Consider the following 18,288-nt stretch of genomic DNA (forward strand, 5'->3'; position numbering starts at 1 on the left):
CGCAGGGAGCGCGGCTGCGCGGCTTCCGTAATTCGGCCACTCAAATGTGCTTCGAGAGTGGAATGGTTAAGGGAGCTGGACTTGGCGTGTTGCTTTGCATGCTATGCCAGTCCGCATCCGGTAGCGGGTGGATAATAGGTTTGAGTCTTTACTCGCTGTAGGAAAGGTACAAGAATGAAGTGGTCTCTTGACGGGCCTAAGTTGGTATTCCATCACCAGGGCGGTGATATCTTCTGGGATATGCCTCACGGTTACGGTATGCCAAGTCGCGAGTTGTTGTCACTGGTCGAATACGTAATGCTCACGCCGCACGGTGAGAAAGTTGATGTGATTCCAAGAGACGTGGGGTTCGGCAATGCTCGGCACGGGCGCACTGCCGTTGCCTTTTCGGGCGGGGTGGATTCAGCAGCTGCACTCAGGTTAATTGAAAACCCAATACCGATATATACGCGCGTGGCGGTGCCAAGCAAATTGCACAAGCTGGAGAATGCGCTCTTAGCAGTCAAAGAAGTAGGTGGTATCTCCATAACCACAAACCAGGATTATCTAGCCAAAGCCTATGGCAAACCGCGTGGCTTCTACGGCGCGGCGGGATGGACAGTTACCAGCCTGTTGCTTGCAGAACATTTGAATATCACAACTTTTGCCGACGGTAACATAATCGAGTTTATTTACCTCCGGTCTCAGCATGGACATGGGACGAAATATGTTGAACCTCGGATCAGTGACTTGGAAACCGCATTCACAAAGCTGGGCTTCTACTACTTTTGTCCATGTGCTGGTCTGACAGAGGTGAGTACAACCAAGATCGCTAGAGGGTTCCAATACGCCATGGGATGCATGAGAGGTTCTAATGGGAGGCCGTGTCTGAACTGCATGAAGTGCTACCGAAAGTGTGCACTCATCGGCAACCCAATACCGTCGAATCCAGAGGTTGAAAAGGTACTAGCAAGAGCATGGGTGCCAGTACTAGGAACACTGCTCTGGGCAAGGGATATTTATGGACTCCGTCATGAAAGGATAAACGATCTCACTCGCGACATTTCATGGGTAGACGCTTGGTATGGTGAGTCGATTCGTCATGTTCCCGTGCATCTAAGAGAATACTTCTTGGAGCAATTGGAGGCTTATGGAATCCGAGCTTTGAGCGACGATTCCAGCCTGAAGAGTTGGTCTTCGTACGTCGGCTAGCCAATTGCTGAGGATTTTTTGACCCACTTCAGGCTGGAGCGCATCATCATCAACACAGCGCGTGCGGCATGGTCCAGGCGGCGTCAGCCGCAAGAAACTGCTGGATAAGGCCCGCCCGAGGATGAGACGCAACTGCGTTTCATCGCAGGCCTCACAGTAGGGCACAGCACACCGAGGCCTAAGGGCCAGCAACCCAGATTCATGCTTATTCAGGACACTCCAAGTAAGTAGCGCATGCGGCATCTCATCCGATGGCAATAACAGCAGGTGCTTCGCCGGGACGAATTCCATCGGTCAACCGCGCCTACCCCTGGTCTCCTTAATCATTTGGTGGCGGATCAGCGTCCGTATGCTGGTCGCCATTTCCACTCATGGGAGTGGTACAACGCTGATAGCAGCTCGGGCGACCATACCCGCAGTACGTTCCTAATGGCGCCTAACGCCGCTGAGGGATTGCCTCCGCCATTTTCTACCCGAGAGAGGGCCGCCAGCGGCGGGCTGGGCATCGCCACCAGCGAGGGGGTCAGAGTGCAAGGGCGCGCCGCAAGTGGCACGTGAAGTAACCCCTAACGGGAGAACCCGGGATCACGACTACCGGTGGGGCGGCATTGGCGCGGCTGAGGCCATGGGAAACCTGCATGTGTTCTTCCTGGCGGAGGGCCAGTAGTCCCTACCCGGTGCGGTTCCTCGGCACTGGAGGACACGAATAATAGTTCGCGTACATTTCAGTACGGGCACGGGCGCCGATTGGGAGCGGGTGACCCTGCTCCTGGACATTCACGGGAGACATCATCCCGGCTCTGCCACCTACCACATTGCTTCGATGGCCGGCCTGCAGAGACGATGGCCCGAACCTGCAACAGCGTCCGGTCAGCGTTTGGTCACGGCGTTCAATTGCGGTTCGAAAACATCTGCCCGCGGAGTAATGTGACCATTACCAAGGTCGATTGGGACGATCTCAATTGTTCCGTCCTCACTCACTCCACCGCTCGTCGACAAGCCGAACAACTCAGCGAAAGCGGCGCAATGAACCCGCACATGGTGGTCGTCGCCCTGGTTCATCACATAGCGCACCTTGTTTTGCCGCGCCATGTTGGCGTAAGTGTGTACAGCCGAGAGTCGCTCGATGTACTTTTCGTGCGCCTCCTTGCCGCTCAGCCCTGGGAAGGCATGCTCCACGAGCCGGTTGTAGTGACCCGAATAGTATTTCGACACGTCAGTTTGCGGAGCGAAGACAATCGCAGTCGAGCCAGGCCACCGGATGGAGTGCTGAAGGGCAGCGAAACCGCCTGCCGATGATCCAGTGAACTGGACATCGTTTGACCCGCAGACGTCCGCAACCTTCCTAACTATTGCCAAGAACATATCTGTAGGATCGTCGTCGGCGGCACCGACGAACCAGCCGATCTTCATTTCTTCCGACAGTAGTAACGTCGGATCAGCGAACAAGATAAATGATTCCGGACTCCGCATCCGAGAGGTTAGACGCTCAAACAGCGGTAACCGCTGCTTGTCCACAGCTCCATGGTAACCAACGGTTAGGACCGGGTGGCTGCGGATCGCGGCAACGCATTCGATAACACCGCCTTCCCACTTAATGCGGTGGGTAGCTACTTCCTCCGTCGGAGTGAACTTTTCCACGCTGTCATGTTCGTAGATAGGGATTTTATAATATTCGTCCTGCACAAGAGTCAACTGTACTGGCCCGCTGCGTGATTTTACGAATTACTCAGCTGATCAGGCGTAGATGCAAACCTCTAGCCTCGCACCGTTGCTGCGGTCGGCACCAAGGGCATACCCAAGAAACTCGAGTGGAAGAACCCGGCTCACCTCACTGAGCCACCATCTGCACGCTCGTGGGCCACTGAACCGGCGAACCCTCGTGGGCCCGAACGGATTCGGTCGCGAAGATGTAGGGGTCCACTGCTGGCTGCTTCTCATCAGTAACTGTCATGCTGACCAACGTTTCCAGCGTCAGGTAGACGTAACGCCCGCGGACGACAATCAGATCTATTCTGCCAGGTCGGGGGAAGCAGTTGAGACCTTATAGGTTGAGAAATATTTGGAAAAAGACTTCCCGTTGAACAAATCAATTAGCAGTCTTGCTTCTGCTTCCAGGAAAAGATGCCCGAACTCCTTATCGATATTATCGTATAGGCGGCCAGCATAAATTCCGCCCGGATGTGGAGTTATCTCTCCGAGGTAGCATTCCTTCGCCCCGCGAAGAAAATCGATTCTCAAAAAGGGAACAGGCGAAGCGAGAGATATACGTTTTGCGCGCTCAAGCAACCCGCTGGGGATCCCAGATCCCTCAAAACTCGATATATTTTTCAAAAACTTAAAAGACTCACCGTTGGGTCGATAAGAGCAGTATAAATTCTGTCCATCTTCTCCACGGCCACGGGCAATTTCGAGTACGGCGCCAATGTGGCCATAGAATGAATAAAACTTCAGGTCGCTCGCCAATTCCCCTGCGGTATTGAGAACAGCTTCTTCGATAATCCAAGCATCCATAGAGACGCGAGATTCGTGCCCTCGGAGTTCAAGCAGGGCGCTGGGGAAGTCCTCGTATACCTTCTGTGTTCGAAGTGACTGTAAATGCAGATTTTGGTCGACAAAGAATACTCCTCGTGAAGAGTCTCCCCAAGTAGGCTTGATGACAGTAAGCGGACGCAGTTGTAGGGTGTCGAGTGACGCGTTTCTCGCGTATATATTTGGGATAGGCACGCCGAGAGTTTTTGCAAACTCTTGGTCAGCCTCTTTAGAGTTCAGACTGGGTGCAAGGGGGCATCCCATTTGCGCAAGTTTGGACTTGAATCGCATCATATTGGTAACGCATGAACGAAAGGATACGCCGATTCCATAAATGTCGCCATCGGTGACAAAGCTTTGCTTCATATCTTTCGTGCTCAATGGCGAATACAGTGCTGTCAGAAGCCTCTCACGGTCAGCCTGCGGCATGTCCTGCTGTCCTCGTACTCGGTTTATGGTTCTCCAAAGCTGCTGCAGCCCGTTTGCGTATTCATCAATGGCTCGAGTAACTTCCGCATCGTAGGTGCCCATTATAGCCTTTCGTAAAGTTGGAGAGATGACTTCAAGCGTTCATTTAAGTCGCCAGGTAGAATCCATCGATCCATTTCAGGGATTAACTACTTTTAGTGGTAATTCGTGCTGGTCTGTATTTATTGCTGGCCCCTTGCACCGAGCGCGAGGAGTAATTGCCCTGATTGCTGGGCAGCTTGCGATGACGTAGGTTAAGGATCCATATACGCACTTGGGCCGCACGGTGAAGGTTGGGCGATGTGCAGCATAAATCGCTGTCTGTTGGGTGCTTCGACGCGCTTGAAAGCTGGGCGGCACATTGGGTAATTCCGTGATTTGATGTGCTGGCTGAGTTGAAAGGCGGTTACCGTTGGTGCGTCCATGTCCATCTGTCTGGCCTTCACTTGGAGGCCCCATAACGAGTTGGGGGCCAGACAAGGAGGTCTCGTTGGCGGCGCACGTTACCTTGTCCTGGGGGATGCAGTAGGTTTCATCGAGCTCATAATGGAATAGGTTGGAACCCATGAATCGCGCGTCGCCGGCCGCAAGTAATTTGCGAAGTGACAATTATTGACTCCCGGCCTCGGTCCGTCAAAGATTTCAGTGGGAAGCACGGTTTAGCCCGCGAAGTCCGGCAGCCGCTCGCCTAGGCCAAGCAGGGCACGGACAGCAGCGACGGTCCGGGCGGCGGCTCTGCCGTCGCCATAAGGGTTCACCGCTGCTGCCATGGCGTCATAGTGGTCCCTGTCATCGAGCAATTTGGTGACCTCCGCTACTATCCTGTCTTCATCGGTGCCGATCAGCATGACCGTGCCCGCGTCAACGGCCTCGGGCCGTTCGGTGTTTTCCCGCATGACCAACACTGGTTTCCCCAAGCTAGGGGCTTCCTCCTGAACACCGCCGGAGTCGGTTAGCACAATGTGGGCAAGCGACAGCAGGCGAGTGAATTCCGGGTAGTCCAAAGGTTCGGTGACCACGATGTTTGCAGCCCCATCTAGTGCGGGCAGCACTGCTTTGCGCACTACCGGGTTCTTATGGATGGGGAGGACAATTACAATGTCGGGATGCCTGGACGCAATGCGGGACAGGGCACGCCCTACCCCTCGCATTGCCTCTCCCTGGTTCTCCCGCCGATGGGTGGTCACCAACAGGACCCTTCGGTCTTCGGCGGTTAGTTGCTCCAGTCGCGGATCCGTGAAGGGCGTTTCGGTAGCGACAGCCCTCAATAGGGCGTCGATCACGGTGTTTCCGGTGACAACGATGTCGCGGTCAGTCACATTTTCAGCTATCAAGTTGGCTTTGCTGGCGACAGTTGGGGCCAAGTGAAGGCTGGCAATTTGGGAGGTGATCTTGCGGTTCGCTTCCTCTGGAAACGGAGAGAACACGTTGCCGCTGCGCAATCCGGCTTCGACGTGGATCACAGCAATGCCTCGGTTGAAGGCGGCTATAGCCGCGGCGGTCGACGTCGTAGTGTCGCCTTGGACTAGGACGGCCGCAGGCGTGACATTGGTAAACAGCGTGTCCAAACCTGAAACGGTACGCGTGAGGATTCCGTTTAGTGACTGGCCCGGCTGGATGATGTCCAGATCGTGGTCGGGGGTGATGCCAAAAAAGGTATTGACCTGATCCAACATTTCGCGGTGCTGCCCAGTGACTGTGACCACGCACTGGAAGCGGGGGTCAGCCTCCAGCGCCTTAATGATTGGCGCCATCTTGATCGCCTCGGGGCGGGTGCCGTATATAGGCATGACGGTGTGCAAGGATCCCCCAGTGGTAGCGGTGATGCAGCCCTGAAACATGGGCAGAACTGGTTGTCAGGCTTCCCGCTCCCGTTACAGGAAACGTTGGGCCTCTTAGAGCATAATGAGTGCCGCGATCAAAAGAGGAATAGTGACTATGACAGCCACAGCCAGCAGCGCGGCAATCCGTCGTTTTCTACGATATGCGCGTTCTGAATTACGGGGGATAACGTTATTCTTGGCACGTGCATCCCCTGAACGCATGGTGTTGGAGCTCGCAGGGCTGCTCATATGACGGGCTGCCGGCAGCTCCGCAGGTGAGTAAGTCATGGAAGGGCCTCCGCGCGTATTAGTAAATCTTCCCTAACACTATAGATGGCCAGAATTCGTCCAAGCCTTGGCACGCCCGACCGGCAGTCCTAGCGGACCCTGAGTTCAGCGCAGTCTTGATCGTCCCGCCTTTGCGGAACTGCCACGCCCGGAGGGACAACTGCGGTAGGCTCGATTAACGCCGGAGAACTAAGGACGATCGTTGGCGGGCATCGCCGGCGCATGCAGATGGGAACAGTTTGCAGACGAAGATTGCTGCCAATGCCGAAGCGCTGCGCCGCTGGCTGTCCAAGGCCGAAGTCGTCCTCGGCAACCACAGCGACCGTCTGAATGCGATCAATATCTTCCCGGTCGCCGACGGAGACACGGGGACCAACCTTTATCTGACTATCCGGGCGGCGGCGAAGTCGGCCGCTGAATACCGGACGGCGGACATCGGCGAACTCCTGGCCGGAGCCGGCCAGGCCGCGATGGAAGAAGCGCGCGGCAACTCGGGCACCTTGTTGTCCGTTTTCCTGGCGGCCCTGGCCGAACCTTTGCGGGGCACGACCCGGTTGACCGGGCCGCTGCTGGCCGCGGCCCTCCAGCGTGCCGAAATCCGGTGCTGGTCAGCGTTGAGCGAGCCCGTTGAGGGAACCATGCTCTCCGTCATCGCCGCAGTCTCGCGGGCGGCGTCGGCGGTACATGCGGCGAAGAACGGCGACGACAGCAACCACGGGCTTGCGGCAACGTTGGAATCGGTCGTGGAGGAGGCCGTCGTCGCGGTCGTCAGGACCGAGACGCAGCTCGGCGCACTGGAGTCGGCGCACATCGTCGACGCGGGCGCCGTCGGGTTCCTGCTGATCATGGACACCTTGCGTGCCAGCGCCCTGGGCGTGGAACTGCAGCCGGAACTGCTGGACGGCCTGCACGGATACAACGTGCAGGATCCCCACCTGCATCTGGACCACGTGGATGAAGGCGTCGAAGTGATGTGCACCGTCAACCTCAGCCCCCTGGACGCCGCAACGCTGCGCTTGAAGCTGGACGAGTTGGGCGACTCGGTCATCATGAGCGCGGTGACCGAAATTGAGGGCGGGTACCGTTGGCGCGTCCACGCCCACGTGCCGGACGGCGAAGCGGCCCTGGACGTCATCCGTGAGCTGGGTGAACCGATGAACGTCAGCATGACGGAGCTGGCCGGCCCGCCGGAGCAGTCCCATGGCGGCTGACCTGCCCGATGAGCTGAGCGTCCCGCTGGAGCGGCGGCTCGGCAAGCGCTCGGCCTCGGCACTCGAAAAACACCTGGGCATGACGGTGACCGGGGAACTGCTCAATTACTTCCCGCGGCGATACATGAAGCGCGGGGAGCTGACCATGATCGCCGAGCTGCCGATCGACCAGGACGCAACCTTGGTGGCCCGGGTGCTCGGCACCAGTTCCCGCAAGATGCGGGCCCGCCGCGGTTCGCTGACCGAGGTTGTCGTGACCGACAATTCCTCGGACATCAGCCTCACCTTCTTCAACGGTTATCAGGCCGAACGGGAGCTGCGGCCGGGAACCATCGCCATGTTTTCGGGCAAGGTGACCTCCTACCGCGGAAACCTGACCTTGACCAACCCCGACTACCAGTTGCTCGAAGACGCCTTCGAATTCGACGCAGAGGAGGCTCTGCGCCCGGTGCCCATGTATTCGGCAACGGCAAAGCTGGGCAGCTGGCGGATCAAGGCAGCCGTAGACCTATTGCTCGACGCCGTGGACTTCAGCCGCCTGGGCGACCCCATCCCGACCGACATCGCAGTCCGGGACGGGATGCTCTCGCTGGCCGAAGCCTACGAACAGATCCACCGGCCCCCAACGATGGAGGCCGCCAACGCGGCCCGGGACCGCTTCCGGTATCAGGAAGCGCTGGTCTTGCAGGCGGCCCTCGGGCGGAAGCGGGCCATCGCCGCGGCGGAACAGGCGACTGCGCGCCCAGGACGGAAGGGCGGTATTGCCGACAAGTTTGACGCCCGCCTGCCGTTCGACCTGACCTCAGGGCAGCGAGAGGTCGGCACAACCATCGCGGCCGAGCTGTCCGGCGATTCACCCATGAACCGGTTGCTGCAGGGCGAGGTCGGTTCGGGGAAGACCCTGGTTGCCCTTCGGGCCATGCTGCAGGTGGTCGACTCGGGCGGGCAGGCCGTCCTGCTCGCGCCGACCGAGGTCCTGGCGGGCCAGCATTTCGCCTCGATCACCCGGACGCTTGGACCCCTGGCGCAGGGCGGCATGCTGGGCGGCGACCCCGACGGCACCAAGGTTGTGCTGTTGACCGGGTCGATGACCGGAACGGCCAAGCGCAGGGCCTTGCTCGATGTGGCGACCGGAGAGGCGGGCATCGTCGTCGGCACCCATGCCCTGCTGTCCGACACGGTTCAGTTCCTGGACCTTGGCCTCGTGGTGGTGGACGAACAGCACCGGTTCGGCGTGGAGCAGCGCGACCGCCTCCGGAGCCGTTCGGCCACGCCTCCGCACCTGCTGGTCATGACCGCCACTCCCATCCCCCGGACGGTGGCGATGACCGTCTTCGGTGACCTGGAAACGTCCCTGCTGACCGAGCTGCCCGCGGGCCGCGCGCCGATCACCACCCACATGGTGACTTTGCAGGAACACCCCGCCTGGGAGGGCCGGATCTGGGAACGCGCCCGCGAGGAGGTCGCCGCCGGCCGGCAGGTCTACGTTGTGTGTCCCAAGATCGGCGATGACGAGCTCGAAGAAGCCGATCCGCCGGACGAGCTGTCCGAGCAGCAGGAGCAGCAGCGGCCCATGGCGTCGGTGGCCGCCCTCGTCGAACACCTGGGCGGGCTGCCGGTCCTGGACGGAGTCCGGATCGGCATGCTGCACGGCCGGATGGACCCGGAGCAGAAGGCTGCTGCCATGGCGGCGTTCAACGACGCCACGCTGGACATCCTGGTATCCACCACGGTCATCGAGGTTGGCGTCGACGTGCACAACGCCACCATGATGGTGATCCTGGACGCCGACCGCTTCGGCATTTCGCAGCTCCACCAGCTCCGCGGACGGGTGGGCCGGGGCGGTCACCCGGGTACCTGCCTGTTGGTCACACAGCTGGAGCCGGGGCACCCCAGCCGGGAGCGGCTGCAGGCGGTCGCCGCGACCACCGACGGGTTTGAACTCTCCCAGGCAGACCTCCAGCTGCGTCGCGAAGGTGACATCCTCGGGGCGTCCCAATCCGGCGGCAAATCGACCCTGAGGCTGCTGCGCGTGATCAAGGACGAGGCGGTTATCGCCCAAGCCCGGGAAGACGCGACGGCGATCCTGCAGCGTGACTCCACCCTCGCCCAGTATCCGGAGCTGGCGGACGCCATCGAGTTGTACCTGAATCCCGAGCGGGAGGCCTTCCTTGAGCGCGGGTAGCCGTTGAGTCGCATCGTCGCCGGCGTGGCCGGGGGCCTGACCCTGGCGAGCGTGCCGGGGGAGAACACGAGGCCCACGACGGACCGGGTCAAGGAAGCGCTGTTCTCCCGGCTGGAATCCTATGAGGTGGTGGCCGGCGCGCGGGTGCTCGACCTTTTCGCCGGCTCCGGGGCACTGGGAGTCGAGACCGCCAGCCGCGGTGCCGCAACAGTGGACCTGGTCGAAGCGGCCGACAAAGCCGCGGGGGTCTGCCGCCGCAATGCCGAACTGGTCAACGACAAGCTGGGCCGGAGGACGGTCAAGGTACACCGCATGAAGGCGGAACGGTTCCTTGAGGACCAGCCGGCGGGACACCACTGGGACCTGGTGCTGATGGACCCGCCGTACCCGCTGGGCGAGGACGCGCTGGGCGGCATCCTCAGATCCCTGTCCGGATACCTCGCCGACGGTTCCGTCGTCGTTGTTGAACGCTCTTCGCGGTCTCCCGAACCCGGATGGCCTGAAGGCCTCGAGCGGTTCGCCGTCCGGAAGTACGGCGAGACCCAGCTCTGGTTCGCCGAACCTGCCAAGGATCCGTCAGCCGCCGGCGAATGAATCGAGCTCGGGGCCGGTGAGGACGGCCGCCGGGTGCGGGCCCGCCGCCAGCAGGGCGGCCGACCATTCCGCCGGCCAGGAGCCATCGCGGGCGGCGAGGACAATGTTTCCGGCCCTTCGACCGCCGAACATGCTGGCCTCGCCCAGTGCCGCCACTGAACCGGCGACCGACGCCAACTCTGTGATCTGCCGCTTGGCGAACGCCAGCGGCGGATCGTCTCCCACATTGACCAGCACCACGCCGTCCGGTTCCAGTACCTCCAGCAACTCCTCGTAAAAGTCCGCCGTGGTCAGGTGTTCCGGGGCATCGTCGCCGGCGAAGACATCCAGCACAATCACATCGAAGGTTCCCTCGATGTCCCCGAAGGCCAGTTCATGCCGCGCATCGCCGAAGTGGACCGCGAGGTCGGTTCCGTCCGGCATGGGAAGGTGCTCGAGTACGAAGTCCAACAGCTCCCGCTCCAGCTCGACGGCGACCTGCCGGGAACCGGGCCGGGTGGCCTGCACATACCGGGCCAACGTCAGCGCCCCCGCGCCCAGATGGAGGCAACGCAGCGGGACCCCTGGCGGGCCCGCCAAATCGACAACGTTGGCGATCCTGCGCAGGTATTCGTAGAAGACGTCGTCGGGATGCCTCAGATTGACGTGTGATTGCTCGGCGCCGCCAATGCCCAGGACGAAGGATCCCGGCACACGGTGGTCCCTGTCGATGGTGGCATGGAGGCCGCTGCCTCGAAGGTAACGTTCGGCCACTGCTCAGACCCTGTTCGGCAGCGAGGCGAGACGGTGTGCGGCTTCCTGCAGAACCTCGGTCTTCTTGCAGAATGCGAAGCGCAGCAACGAACGGGTACGCTCGGCGCCGTCGGGGTGGCAGAAGACCGGCACCGGGATGGCGGCGACACCAATCTGCTCGGGCATCCGGCGGGCGAGTTCCAGCGAGTCGGTAAAGCCCAGCGGCGCCGTGTCCACGTTAACGAAGTACGTGCCCTGCGGCGTGAAGACATCGAAGCCTGCCTGCCGCAAGCCTGCGCTGAGCAGGTCGCGCTTGGCCTTTAACCCGGCGGCAATTTCGCTGTAGAACGGGTCCGGCAGTTCCAGTCCCACCGCCACCGCGTCTTGGAACGGTGCGCCTGAGCTGTACGTGAGGAATTGCTTGACGGTTCGCACCGCTGCAACGAGGTCCGCCGGCCCGGAGAGCCAGCCGACCTTCCAACCGGTGAACGAAAACGTCTTGCCTGCCGACGAGATGGTGAGTGTCCGCTCGGCGGCTCCCGGCAGGGTGGCGATGGGGATGTGCGGTACATCGAACGTCAGGTGCTCGTAGACCTCGTCGGTGACGATCAGCGCGTCGTAGCGCTCGGCCAGCTCGACGATGCGCGCCAACGCCTCGCGGGAAAAAACGCTGCCCATCGGATTGTGCGGGTTGTTCACCAGGACCATGCGGGTGCGCTCCGAGAAGGCCGCTTCGAGTGCGTCGAGGTCCGGCTGGAAATCTGGGGCGAGGAGGGCAGCCGTGGTGTGCCGGGCCCCGGTCAGCCCGATGAGCGCACCGTACGCGTCATAGAATGGCTCGAACGTCAGGACTTCGTCGCCCGGTCCGGTCAGCGCCAGCAGCGTCGCGGCCAGCGCCTCGGTGGCTCCGGTCGTGACGATGATTTCGGTTTCCGGGTCCGGCGACAGGCCGTAGAACCGCTGTTGGTGGGCGGCAATAGCGCCCCGCAGGGTGGGTGATCCCTTGCCCGGAGCATATTGGTTTTTTCCGCCCCGTATGGCGTCGATGGCGGCGGCAGCGATCTCCGCCGGACCATCCTCGTCGGGAAACCCCTGCCCCAGATTAATGGCGCCGGTCCGCGCGGCGAGGGTCGTCATTTCCTCGAAGATGGTGACGCCGAGGCCGCCGTCGTCGGCGAGGAGGTTCGATCCGGCCGCGGTCCGCTGCCACGGTGCCGGAACATCGGCCCGCCTTCCGTGGACGAGTTGCCTCATTGCTGTGCTCATGACTCCCAGTATTACCACCGAAGCGTGGTGCACCGTCCGCCGGATCGACTAGATTCGACTCTATGCGCCGTGCCGTTTGCCCAGGATCCTATGACCCGCTCCACAAAGGCCACGTGGAAATCATTGCCCGTGCCGCCAGCATGTACGACGAGGTCATCGTCGCCGTCTCGACCAACTACGCCAAGAAGTACCGCTTTAGTCTCGACGAGCGGCTCACCATGGCCCGCGAGACGCTGTCCTACCTCCGCGGCGTGAGCGTTGAAGCCATGGGCGAAGGCCTGCTGGCCGAATACTGCCGCAGCCATGGTGCCGGCGTCATCGTCAAGGGCCTGCGCTCGTCGCAGGACTACCACTACGAGCTGCCCATGGCGCACATGAACCGGCACCTGGCCGGCATCGAGACGGTTTTCCTCGCCGCGGAGAGCAGCTACACGCACCTGTCGTCCACCTTGATCAAGGAGATTGCCTCGCTGGGCGGGGATATTTCGGAGTTCGTGCCGAAGGCCGTGCTCGCCCGTTTCCGCGCGGGGGAGCAGGTCCGCTAGCCCTGCCGGGACTGGGTAGGCGATTACGGCGGAGCCGTTGCTTCAGCTAACGTTTGACGCATGCCTCAAGCTCAATCAGTACGAAAAGCCGTTCTGCCTGCCGCCGGGTTGGGGACCAGGTTCCTGCCGGCCACGAAGGCCATGCCGAAGGAAATGTTGCCTGTCGTCGACAAGCCGGCCATCCAGTATGTCGTCGAAGAAGCGACACGCGCCGGCCTGGACGACGTCCTGATGATCACCGGGCGCAACAAGCGTTCCCTGGAGGACCACTTCGACCGCGTCCCGTTTATCGAGCAAACTCTGGAGGACAAGGGCGACGACGCCAAACTGGCCGCGGTCCGGGAATCTTCCCAGCTGGCCGACATTCACTACCTGCGTCAAGGAGACCCCAAGGGTCTCGGCCACGCGGTTCTCTGCGCCAGGCAGCATGTGGGCAACGAGCCCTTCGCCGTCTTGCTGGGCGATGACCTGATTGATGAGCGCGACGAACTGCTCACGGAGATGATCGCGGTCCAGCAGGCGACCGGCGGTTCCGTCATCGCCCTGATGGAAGTCGATCCGGAAGCGATCAGCGCCTACGGTTGCGCCGACATCAGCCGCATCGACGGCGCGACGCACGTGAAGGTGAACGGCTTGGTGGAGAAGCCCGCCGCCGCCGAGGCGCCGTCGAACCTCGCCGTGATCGGCCGCTACGTCTTGCATCCGGCCGTGTTCGACGTGCTGGAGCAGACCCCGCCCGGCCGCGGCGGAGAAATACAGCTGACGGACGCGCTGCAGGCGCTGGCCGGGTCCGAGGAGGACGGCGGCGGGGTTTATGCAGTGGTCTTCAAGGGTCGCCGGTACGACACCGGCGACAAGCTCAGCTACCTCAAGGCGGTGGTCTCGCTGGCGACGGAACGCGAAGACCTGGGACCCGAGTTGAGCTCCTGGATTGTCGATCTGGCATCGCAAATCCAGGCGCGGGATCACGTCCCTGTAACCGCCGACGCCTAGATCTGGCTGGCACAGACCGGCCGGATCCAGGCGGAAGCCAGTGCGACGGATTCTTCGGTGAACCGTCGCAGCCATTCGGCCGGTCCGGCGTCCGGGGATGAGGCCGCCACCATGATGTGCTCGTCTGAACATTGCCGAATGTAAGTCGACGCCCGGGCGACGTGATAGCGGGAAGTCACTACTACCACGTTGTCCCAGCCATTGGTTTGGGCCAAACGGGCGATGCTGCGCGCTTCACCACGCGTGGTACCAACCTCTGGGGTGAAGCAGATCAACTCATACGGGATAAGCGACGGATCCTGGCAGGCCCGGTCAGCATGGATGTTGCCGGGAGTGTCCGTGGATGAGAGCACCAACACGGGAGCAGTTCCCTGCTCCATGATTTCAAGCCCCAAGGGCAGCCTTTCGCCGCTGGCCCCTGCGAGGACCACGACAGCATCGGCCTCGCGTAGAGGTTGGGCCTGCGGGTTGTAGAACAGTGCATAGCACGCTGTGAGCCATACCGTCCCCAGGGTCACGGCCGGTGCAAGCAGCGCGAGCATAGTCATCATGAGATGACGGGTCTTCCACGAAGGACGAGTGCCTGCCACATCTTCACGCTATCTTTGCTCATGGCAATCGCCTTCGACGACCCGGCTTCCGCCGTCGTGATTCCCAACACCGCCCCTTGGTTTGGGCAGGCGGGAGATCCGGGCTAAGATGATACGTCGGTCGTATGTTCCTTAGGAGTTCTCAGTACTGTGGTCTTGAACCATGATCAAAGTTCGGCCTTGACCCTTGCGGTCAAGGACCTCGGGCGCAGCCCGGGCACCATGCGGACTCTTGAAGAACGTATCGCTGCGCCGAAGGATTTCGGGGCAGCACTCATTGGCGTTCAGGAAGGCTCCGACATGGAGTTGGACCTGAAGCTTGAGGCCGTGCACGAGGGAATCCTGGTTTCCGGCACCGTTTCCGTGGCTGTCACGGGCGAGTGCGGGCGCTGCCTGGATCCCATCGCGTACGACCTCGACGTCAATGTGCAGGAACTCTTCTACTACGAGGAAGCTGAACTCCTCGAGGAAGAAGAACAGGACGAACAGCGGCGGGTTGAGCGCGATCTGATCGATCTCGAGCCGGCGCTGCGGGACGCAGTGGTGACCGCCCTGCCGTTCCAGCCGGTGTGCCGGGAAGACTGCCAAGGCTTGTGCCCGGAATGCGGGATGCGCCTTGAAGAGGATCCGGGTCACCACCATGAGGTCGTGGATCCTCGCTGGGCAGCCCTTGCCGGGCTGGCCGGTACGGCCGCCGACGAGGCGCCCAAAAGTAAAGAGTCAGACGAGAGAGAAGAGAGTTAGCCGTGGCTGTTCCCAAGCGGAAGATGTCCCGCTCGAATACGCGCGCACGCCGGTCCCAGTGGAAGGCCACTGCGCCCAACCTGGTCAAGACCGTTGAGAACGGCCGTGTCACCTACAGCCTGCCGCACCAGGCCAAGGTTGTCACCGACTCGGCAGGCACCGCGCTGTTCCTTGAGTACAAGGGCCGCAAGGTAGCCGACGCGTAACAACGTACGGCATGCCTTCAACTGAAGAGCTTTTGGAGCGTCTCGGCGTTGATATCGACGCCGAGACGCTCCGTCTTGCTTTAACCCACCGTTCCTACGCCTACGAGCATGGCGGACTGCCGACCAACGAGCGCCTGGAATTCCTCGGCGACTCGATCCTGGGCTTTTCCGTGACCGACGCGCTGTACCGGGACAACCCGGACCTGCCCGAGGGCGAACTGGCCAAGCGGCGTTCCGCCGTCGTCTCCACCCGCGCGCTGGCCGGCATCGCGCGCAGCCTGGAGGTCGGCCAGCATGTGCTGCTCGGCCAGGGCGAAAAGCTCACCAACGGGGCCGACAAGTCGTCCATCCTGGCCGACACGATGGAGGCCCTCTTCGGCGCCGCCTACCTGTGCCAGGGCATCGAAGCGGCACGTCAGCTGGTGATGCGCCTCGTCGGGCCGCTCCTCGCGGACGCCGACGCCCTGGGCGCGGGCACGGACTGGAAGACCAGCATCCAGGAGCTGGCCGCCGCCCGGAAGATGGGCAACGTGACCTACCAGGTGGAGGGATCGGGCCCGGACCACGCCCGGACCTTCGTGGCCACGCTGCTGATCGGCACCACCGAATACGGCCGCGGCACCGGACACTCCAAGAAGGAAGCCGAGCAGGAAGCTGCGGCCACCACATGGCGGGCGCTGCGTGCCTCGCTGCCTGTGTCGGTGACGGAGACCGCCGACTCCGATGCCTGAACTGCCTGAGGTGGAGGTTGTCCGCCGCGGGCTCGCCCAGTGGGTCCGCGGACGGACCATCACCGGAGTAGACGTCCTCGACGAGCGATCCATCCGGCGCCACGCCCTCGGAGTCGACGACCTGCGCGGCAACCTGATTGGCGCCCACGTGGCCGACGTCGCCCGGCGGGGAAAATTCCTCTGGATGCCGCTGCTGGAGACCACGCCGGACACTTCGCCGCCCCCGGCCGCCGGAGATGCCGTGCCGGGCGAGCCCAAACTCGCCTTGATGGCACACCTCGGCATGAGCGGGCAACTGTTGGTCGAAGACAGCGCGCAGCCAGACGAGAAGCACCTGAAGGTCCGGTTGACGCTCAGTCCGGCAGAAGGGACCGATGGCCCGCCGATGCCGGCCGAGCTGCGGTTCGTGGACCAGCGGATTTTCGGCGGCATGTTCCTGGCGGACCTGATGCCCACTCCTGACGGCCACGCTGGCGGCATGTCCGAGACCGGCCTGCCGCTGATCCCGGTCGAGGCCTCGCACATCGCCCGCGACCCCCTCGACCCGGCGTTCTCCTTCGAGGCGTTCTACCAGCGCCTGCGTGCCCGCAGGACCGGCATCAAGCGCGCCATCCTGGACCAGGCCCTGGTCTCCGGCATCGGCAACATCTACGCCGATGAAGCGCTGTGGGCCGCCAAGCTGCACTACGCCCGCCCGACCGACACCTTGCGCCGCAAGGAAGCCGAGCGGCTGCTGAACGCTTGCAGGGACGTCATGACCAGGGCGCTCGACGCCGGCGGCACCAGCTTCGATTCCCTCTACGTGAACGTCAATGGCGCATCCGGGTACTTCGAACGGTCGCTGAACTCCTACGGGCGGGAGGGCGAGCCCTGCCACCGCTGCAGCGAACTGGGGCTGTCCACGAGGATCCGCCGGGACACCTTCATGAACCGGTCCTCCTACACCTGCCCGGCCTGCCAGCCCAGGCCCCGGAACGGCCGCTGGTAAGTACCCTGGGCCGGCGCCCGCCGCTCCCTGGATGGGAAGTCCAGGCATGGCCCTTAGCCTGATCTGAGCAGGCAGACACCATGTTGCCCGCGATTTCCCCGGCGGAATGTGCCGTGAAGTGCGTGAAAACGATGACGGGCCCTCGCCATTGCCCCGCATCGGAAATATTCTGTTGTTCCAGTTAACCCTTTTACCGATTGAGGAGAGGAAATCGTGGACCGTCGAAAGTTTCTGACCGTGCCGTTGGCGGCTATGGCGGCGCCGGGAGCTGTCCTCGCTTCTACTGCCGCTCCCGGACAAGCCGCAACCAGGGCGCTTAAAGGCATAGCTCATGGCGGTAAGGACGCACTCGCGCTGAAGCAGATCCAGAGTCTAAAGGTTGATTGGTACTACACTTGGGGGTCGACTTACACCGTCACCACTAATCCGCGGTTTGTGCCGATGGTCAAGGACGCTAGACGGCTCTTGGAGCAAAATGCCATCGGAAATGTGATGAAACAATTGCCGGTGACGAAAGCCAAGCACCTCTTGGGCTTCAACGAACCAGACCACCGGGCCCAGGCTAACATGTCCGTCGATGAGGCCATTCGGCTATGGCCAAGACTCCAGAAGACAGGTCTGAGACTGGGATCTCCAGCGACGGTCAATCCAACGAGTCCCTGGCTCTCCGAATTCATGTCCAAGGCGAAGAAGGCCGGGCTGCGCGTGGACTTTATGACCATGCACTGCTATGCGTGGCCTAACGCCGATAGTTTCTTGGGCAAGGTTAAGGCGCTGTATGAGAAATACGGGAAGCCCGTCTGGGTGACTGAATACGCCGTAGCGGACTGGTCGGCTACGAAATCAAATCCGAGCCGCTACAGCAGGGCCGAGACCAACGATTTCATGAGAGCCACGGTAGCCGGAATGCGTGCCATGCCTTTCGTTGAGCGTTTCTCCTGGAAAACGCGGGCTGCCTTTGACCCGATTATGGGCTCCTCGGCGCTTTATCACACAAATGGTTCGCTGACCTCGACTGGCAGGTTGTACGCGTCGCTGTAGAAGGGGCTGCAAATAAAGGGCTGCGATGGACTAGTCCATCACAGCCCTTGAAAGTATCCGCCCTCAACGGTACCAATTCCCCATTCAGGTCACCGATCTTAGTTGTTGGATGCCGCAGGCTTTCCGGCCTGCATCAGTGAATCTTCAATGACTAGTCGAA

At 61.6% G+C, this 18,288-nt stretch carries 18 protein-coding genes; 11 read left to right on the plus strand and 7 right to left on the minus strand.

The features are described from left to right. The first annotated feature begins 174 nt into the window (after nt 1–174). Complete coding sequence (locus AC5RUK_RS01375; RefSeq protein ID WP_494108519.1) at nt 175–1,191, plus strand: DUF6395 domain-containing protein; 1,017 nt, start codon at nt 175–177, stop codon at nt 1,189–1,191. Nucleotides 1,192–2,061: 870 nt separating this feature from the next. Here the strand turns inward: AC5RUK_RS01375 and AC5RUK_RS01380 are convergent. The 4 genes from AC5RUK_RS01380 to wecB all read right to left on the minus strand — a co-directional run bounded on the left by AC5RUK_RS01380 (nt 2,062) and on the right by wecB (nt 5,993). Continuing rightward, nucleotides 2,062–2,877 carry a hypothetical protein gene (locus AC5RUK_RS01380; RefSeq protein ID WP_494108518.1) on the minus strand — a complete coding sequence of 272 codons (816 nt, stop codon included), beginning with the start codon at nt 2,875–2,877 and terminating at the stop codon, nt 2,062–2,064. Nucleotides 2,878–3,022: 145 nt separating this feature from the next. Continuing rightward, nucleotides 3,023–3,145, minus strand: coding sequence for a hypothetical protein (locus AC5RUK_RS01385; RefSeq protein WP_494151180.1), 123 nt, complete (start codon nt 3,143–3,145; stop codon nt 3,023–3,025). A 56-nt stretch (nt 3,146–3,201) separates the two neighbouring features. Further along, complete coding sequence (locus AC5RUK_RS01390) at nt 3,202–4,254, minus strand: ATP-grasp fold amidoligase family protein (protein ID WP_494151181.1); 1,053 nt, start codon at nt 4,252–4,254, stop codon at nt 3,202–3,204. Nucleotides 4,255–4,850: 596 nt separating this feature from the next. After that, nucleotides 4,851–5,993 carry a non-hydrolyzing UDP-N-acetylglucosamine 2-epimerase gene (wecB, locus tag AC5RUK_RS01395; RefSeq protein WP_494151182.1) on the minus strand — a complete coding sequence of 381 codons (1,143 nt, stop codon included), beginning with the start codon at nt 5,991–5,993 and terminating at the stop codon, nt 4,851–4,853. A 581-nt stretch (nt 5,994–6,574) separates the two neighbouring features. Between wecB and AC5RUK_RS01400 the strand changes: the two genes are divergently transcribed. From AC5RUK_RS01400 to rsmD, 3 genes are read left to right on the plus strand one after another with little or no spacing between them, the layout of a single operon-like run. Beyond that, nucleotides 6,575–7,513, plus strand: coding sequence for a DAK2 domain-containing protein (locus AC5RUK_RS01400; RefSeq protein ID WP_494151524.1), 939 nt, complete (start codon nt 6,575–6,577; stop codon nt 7,511–7,513). Further along, nucleotides 7,503–9,698 (plus strand): ATP-dependent DNA helicase RecG, encoded by a 2,196-nt coding sequence (locus AC5RUK_RS01405; protein WP_494151183.1) that lies wholly within the window; start codon nt 7,503–7,505, stop codon nt 9,696–9,698. Before AC5RUK_RS01400 ends, AC5RUK_RS01405 begins: the two co-directional genes overlap by 11 nt. Nucleotides 9,699–9,701: 3 nt before the next feature. Then, complete coding sequence (gene rsmD, locus AC5RUK_RS01410; protein WP_494151184.1) at nt 9,702–10,292, plus strand: 16S rRNA (guanine(966)-N(2))-methyltransferase RsmD; 591 nt, start codon at nt 9,702–9,704, stop codon at nt 10,290–10,292. Here the strand turns inward: rsmD and AC5RUK_RS01415 are convergent. Together AC5RUK_RS01415 and AC5RUK_RS01420 are read right to left on the minus strand one after the other, a co-directional pair. Further along, a complete protein-coding gene (locus AC5RUK_RS01415) occupies nt 10,275–11,045 on the minus strand; it encodes a spermidine synthase (RefSeq protein ID WP_494151185.1) in 771 nt (256 codons plus the stop codon). The genes rsmD and AC5RUK_RS01415 overlap by 18 nt on opposite strands. A 3-nt stretch (nt 11,046–11,048) precedes the next feature. Next, nucleotides 11,049–12,290: an aminotransferase class I/II-fold pyridoxal phosphate-dependent enzyme gene (locus tag AC5RUK_RS01420; protein WP_494151186.1), complete on the minus strand. Its 1,242-nt coding sequence runs from the start codon at nt 12,288–12,290 to the stop codon at nt 11,049–11,051. Between the two features lie 62 nt (nt 12,291–12,352). On the opposite strand from AC5RUK_RS01420, the gene coaD reads away from it, so the two are divergent. Together coaD and galU are read left to right on the plus strand one after the other, a co-directional pair. Beyond that, the gene (gene coaD, locus AC5RUK_RS01425; RefSeq protein WP_494108511.1) at nt 12,353–12,835 is read left to right on the plus strand and encodes a pantetheine-phosphate adenylyltransferase; all 483 of its coding nucleotides are present in this window, start codon (nt 12,353–12,355) and stop codon (nt 12,833–12,835) included. A 60-nt stretch (nt 12,836–12,895) separates the two neighbouring features. Continuing rightward, on the plus strand, nt 12,896–13,828 hold the full coding sequence (gene galU / locus AC5RUK_RS01430) for a UTP--glucose-1-phosphate uridylyltransferase GalU (RefSeq protein ID WP_494108510.1): 933 nt from the start codon (nt 12,896–12,898) through the stop codon (nt 13,826–13,828). Here the strand turns inward: galU and AC5RUK_RS01435 are convergent. Continuing rightward, a complete protein-coding gene (locus tag AC5RUK_RS01435) occupies nt 13,825–14,370 on the minus strand; it encodes a YdcF family protein (protein WP_494151187.1) in 546 nt (181 codons plus the stop codon). The two genes, galU and AC5RUK_RS01435, sit on opposite strands and share 4 nt — an antisense overlap. A 228-nt stretch (nt 14,371–14,598) precedes the next feature. Between AC5RUK_RS01435 and AC5RUK_RS01440 the strand changes: the two genes are divergently transcribed. From AC5RUK_RS01440 to AC5RUK_RS01460, 5 genes are all read left to right on the plus strand, one after another. After that, nucleotides 14,599–15,162, plus strand: a complete 564-nt coding sequence (locus AC5RUK_RS01440; protein WP_494108508.1) for a YceD family protein — start codon at nt 14,599–14,601, stop codon at nt 15,160–15,162. 2 nt (nt 15,163–15,164) lie between these two features. Continuing rightward, nucleotides 15,165–15,368, plus strand: a complete 204-nt coding sequence (gene rpmF / locus AC5RUK_RS01445; RefSeq protein ID WP_127511582.1) for a 50S ribosomal protein L32 — start codon at nt 15,165–15,167, stop codon at nt 15,366–15,368. Nucleotides 15,369–15,379: 11 nt separating this feature from the next. Then, complete coding sequence (gene rnc / locus AC5RUK_RS01450) at nt 15,380–16,099, plus strand: ribonuclease III (protein WP_494108507.1); 720 nt, start codon at nt 15,380–15,382, stop codon at nt 16,097–16,099. Beyond that, nucleotides 16,092–17,087, plus strand: coding sequence for a bifunctional DNA-formamidopyrimidine glycosylase/DNA-(apurinic or apyrimidinic site) lyase (mutM, locus tag AC5RUK_RS01455; protein ID WP_494151188.1), 996 nt, complete (start codon nt 16,092–16,094; stop codon nt 17,085–17,087). The genes rnc and mutM overlap by 8 nt, the downstream gene beginning before the upstream one ends. A gap of 213 nt (nt 17,088–17,300) precedes the next feature. Continuing rightward, on the plus strand, nt 17,301–18,128 hold the full coding sequence (locus AC5RUK_RS01460; RefSeq protein WP_494151189.1) for a glycosyl hydrolase: 828 nt from the start codon (nt 17,301–17,303) through the stop codon (nt 18,126–18,128). Nucleotides 18,129–18,288 lie beyond the last annotated feature (160 nt).

The organism is Arthrobacter sp. Y3223065, from assembly GCF_059090885.1.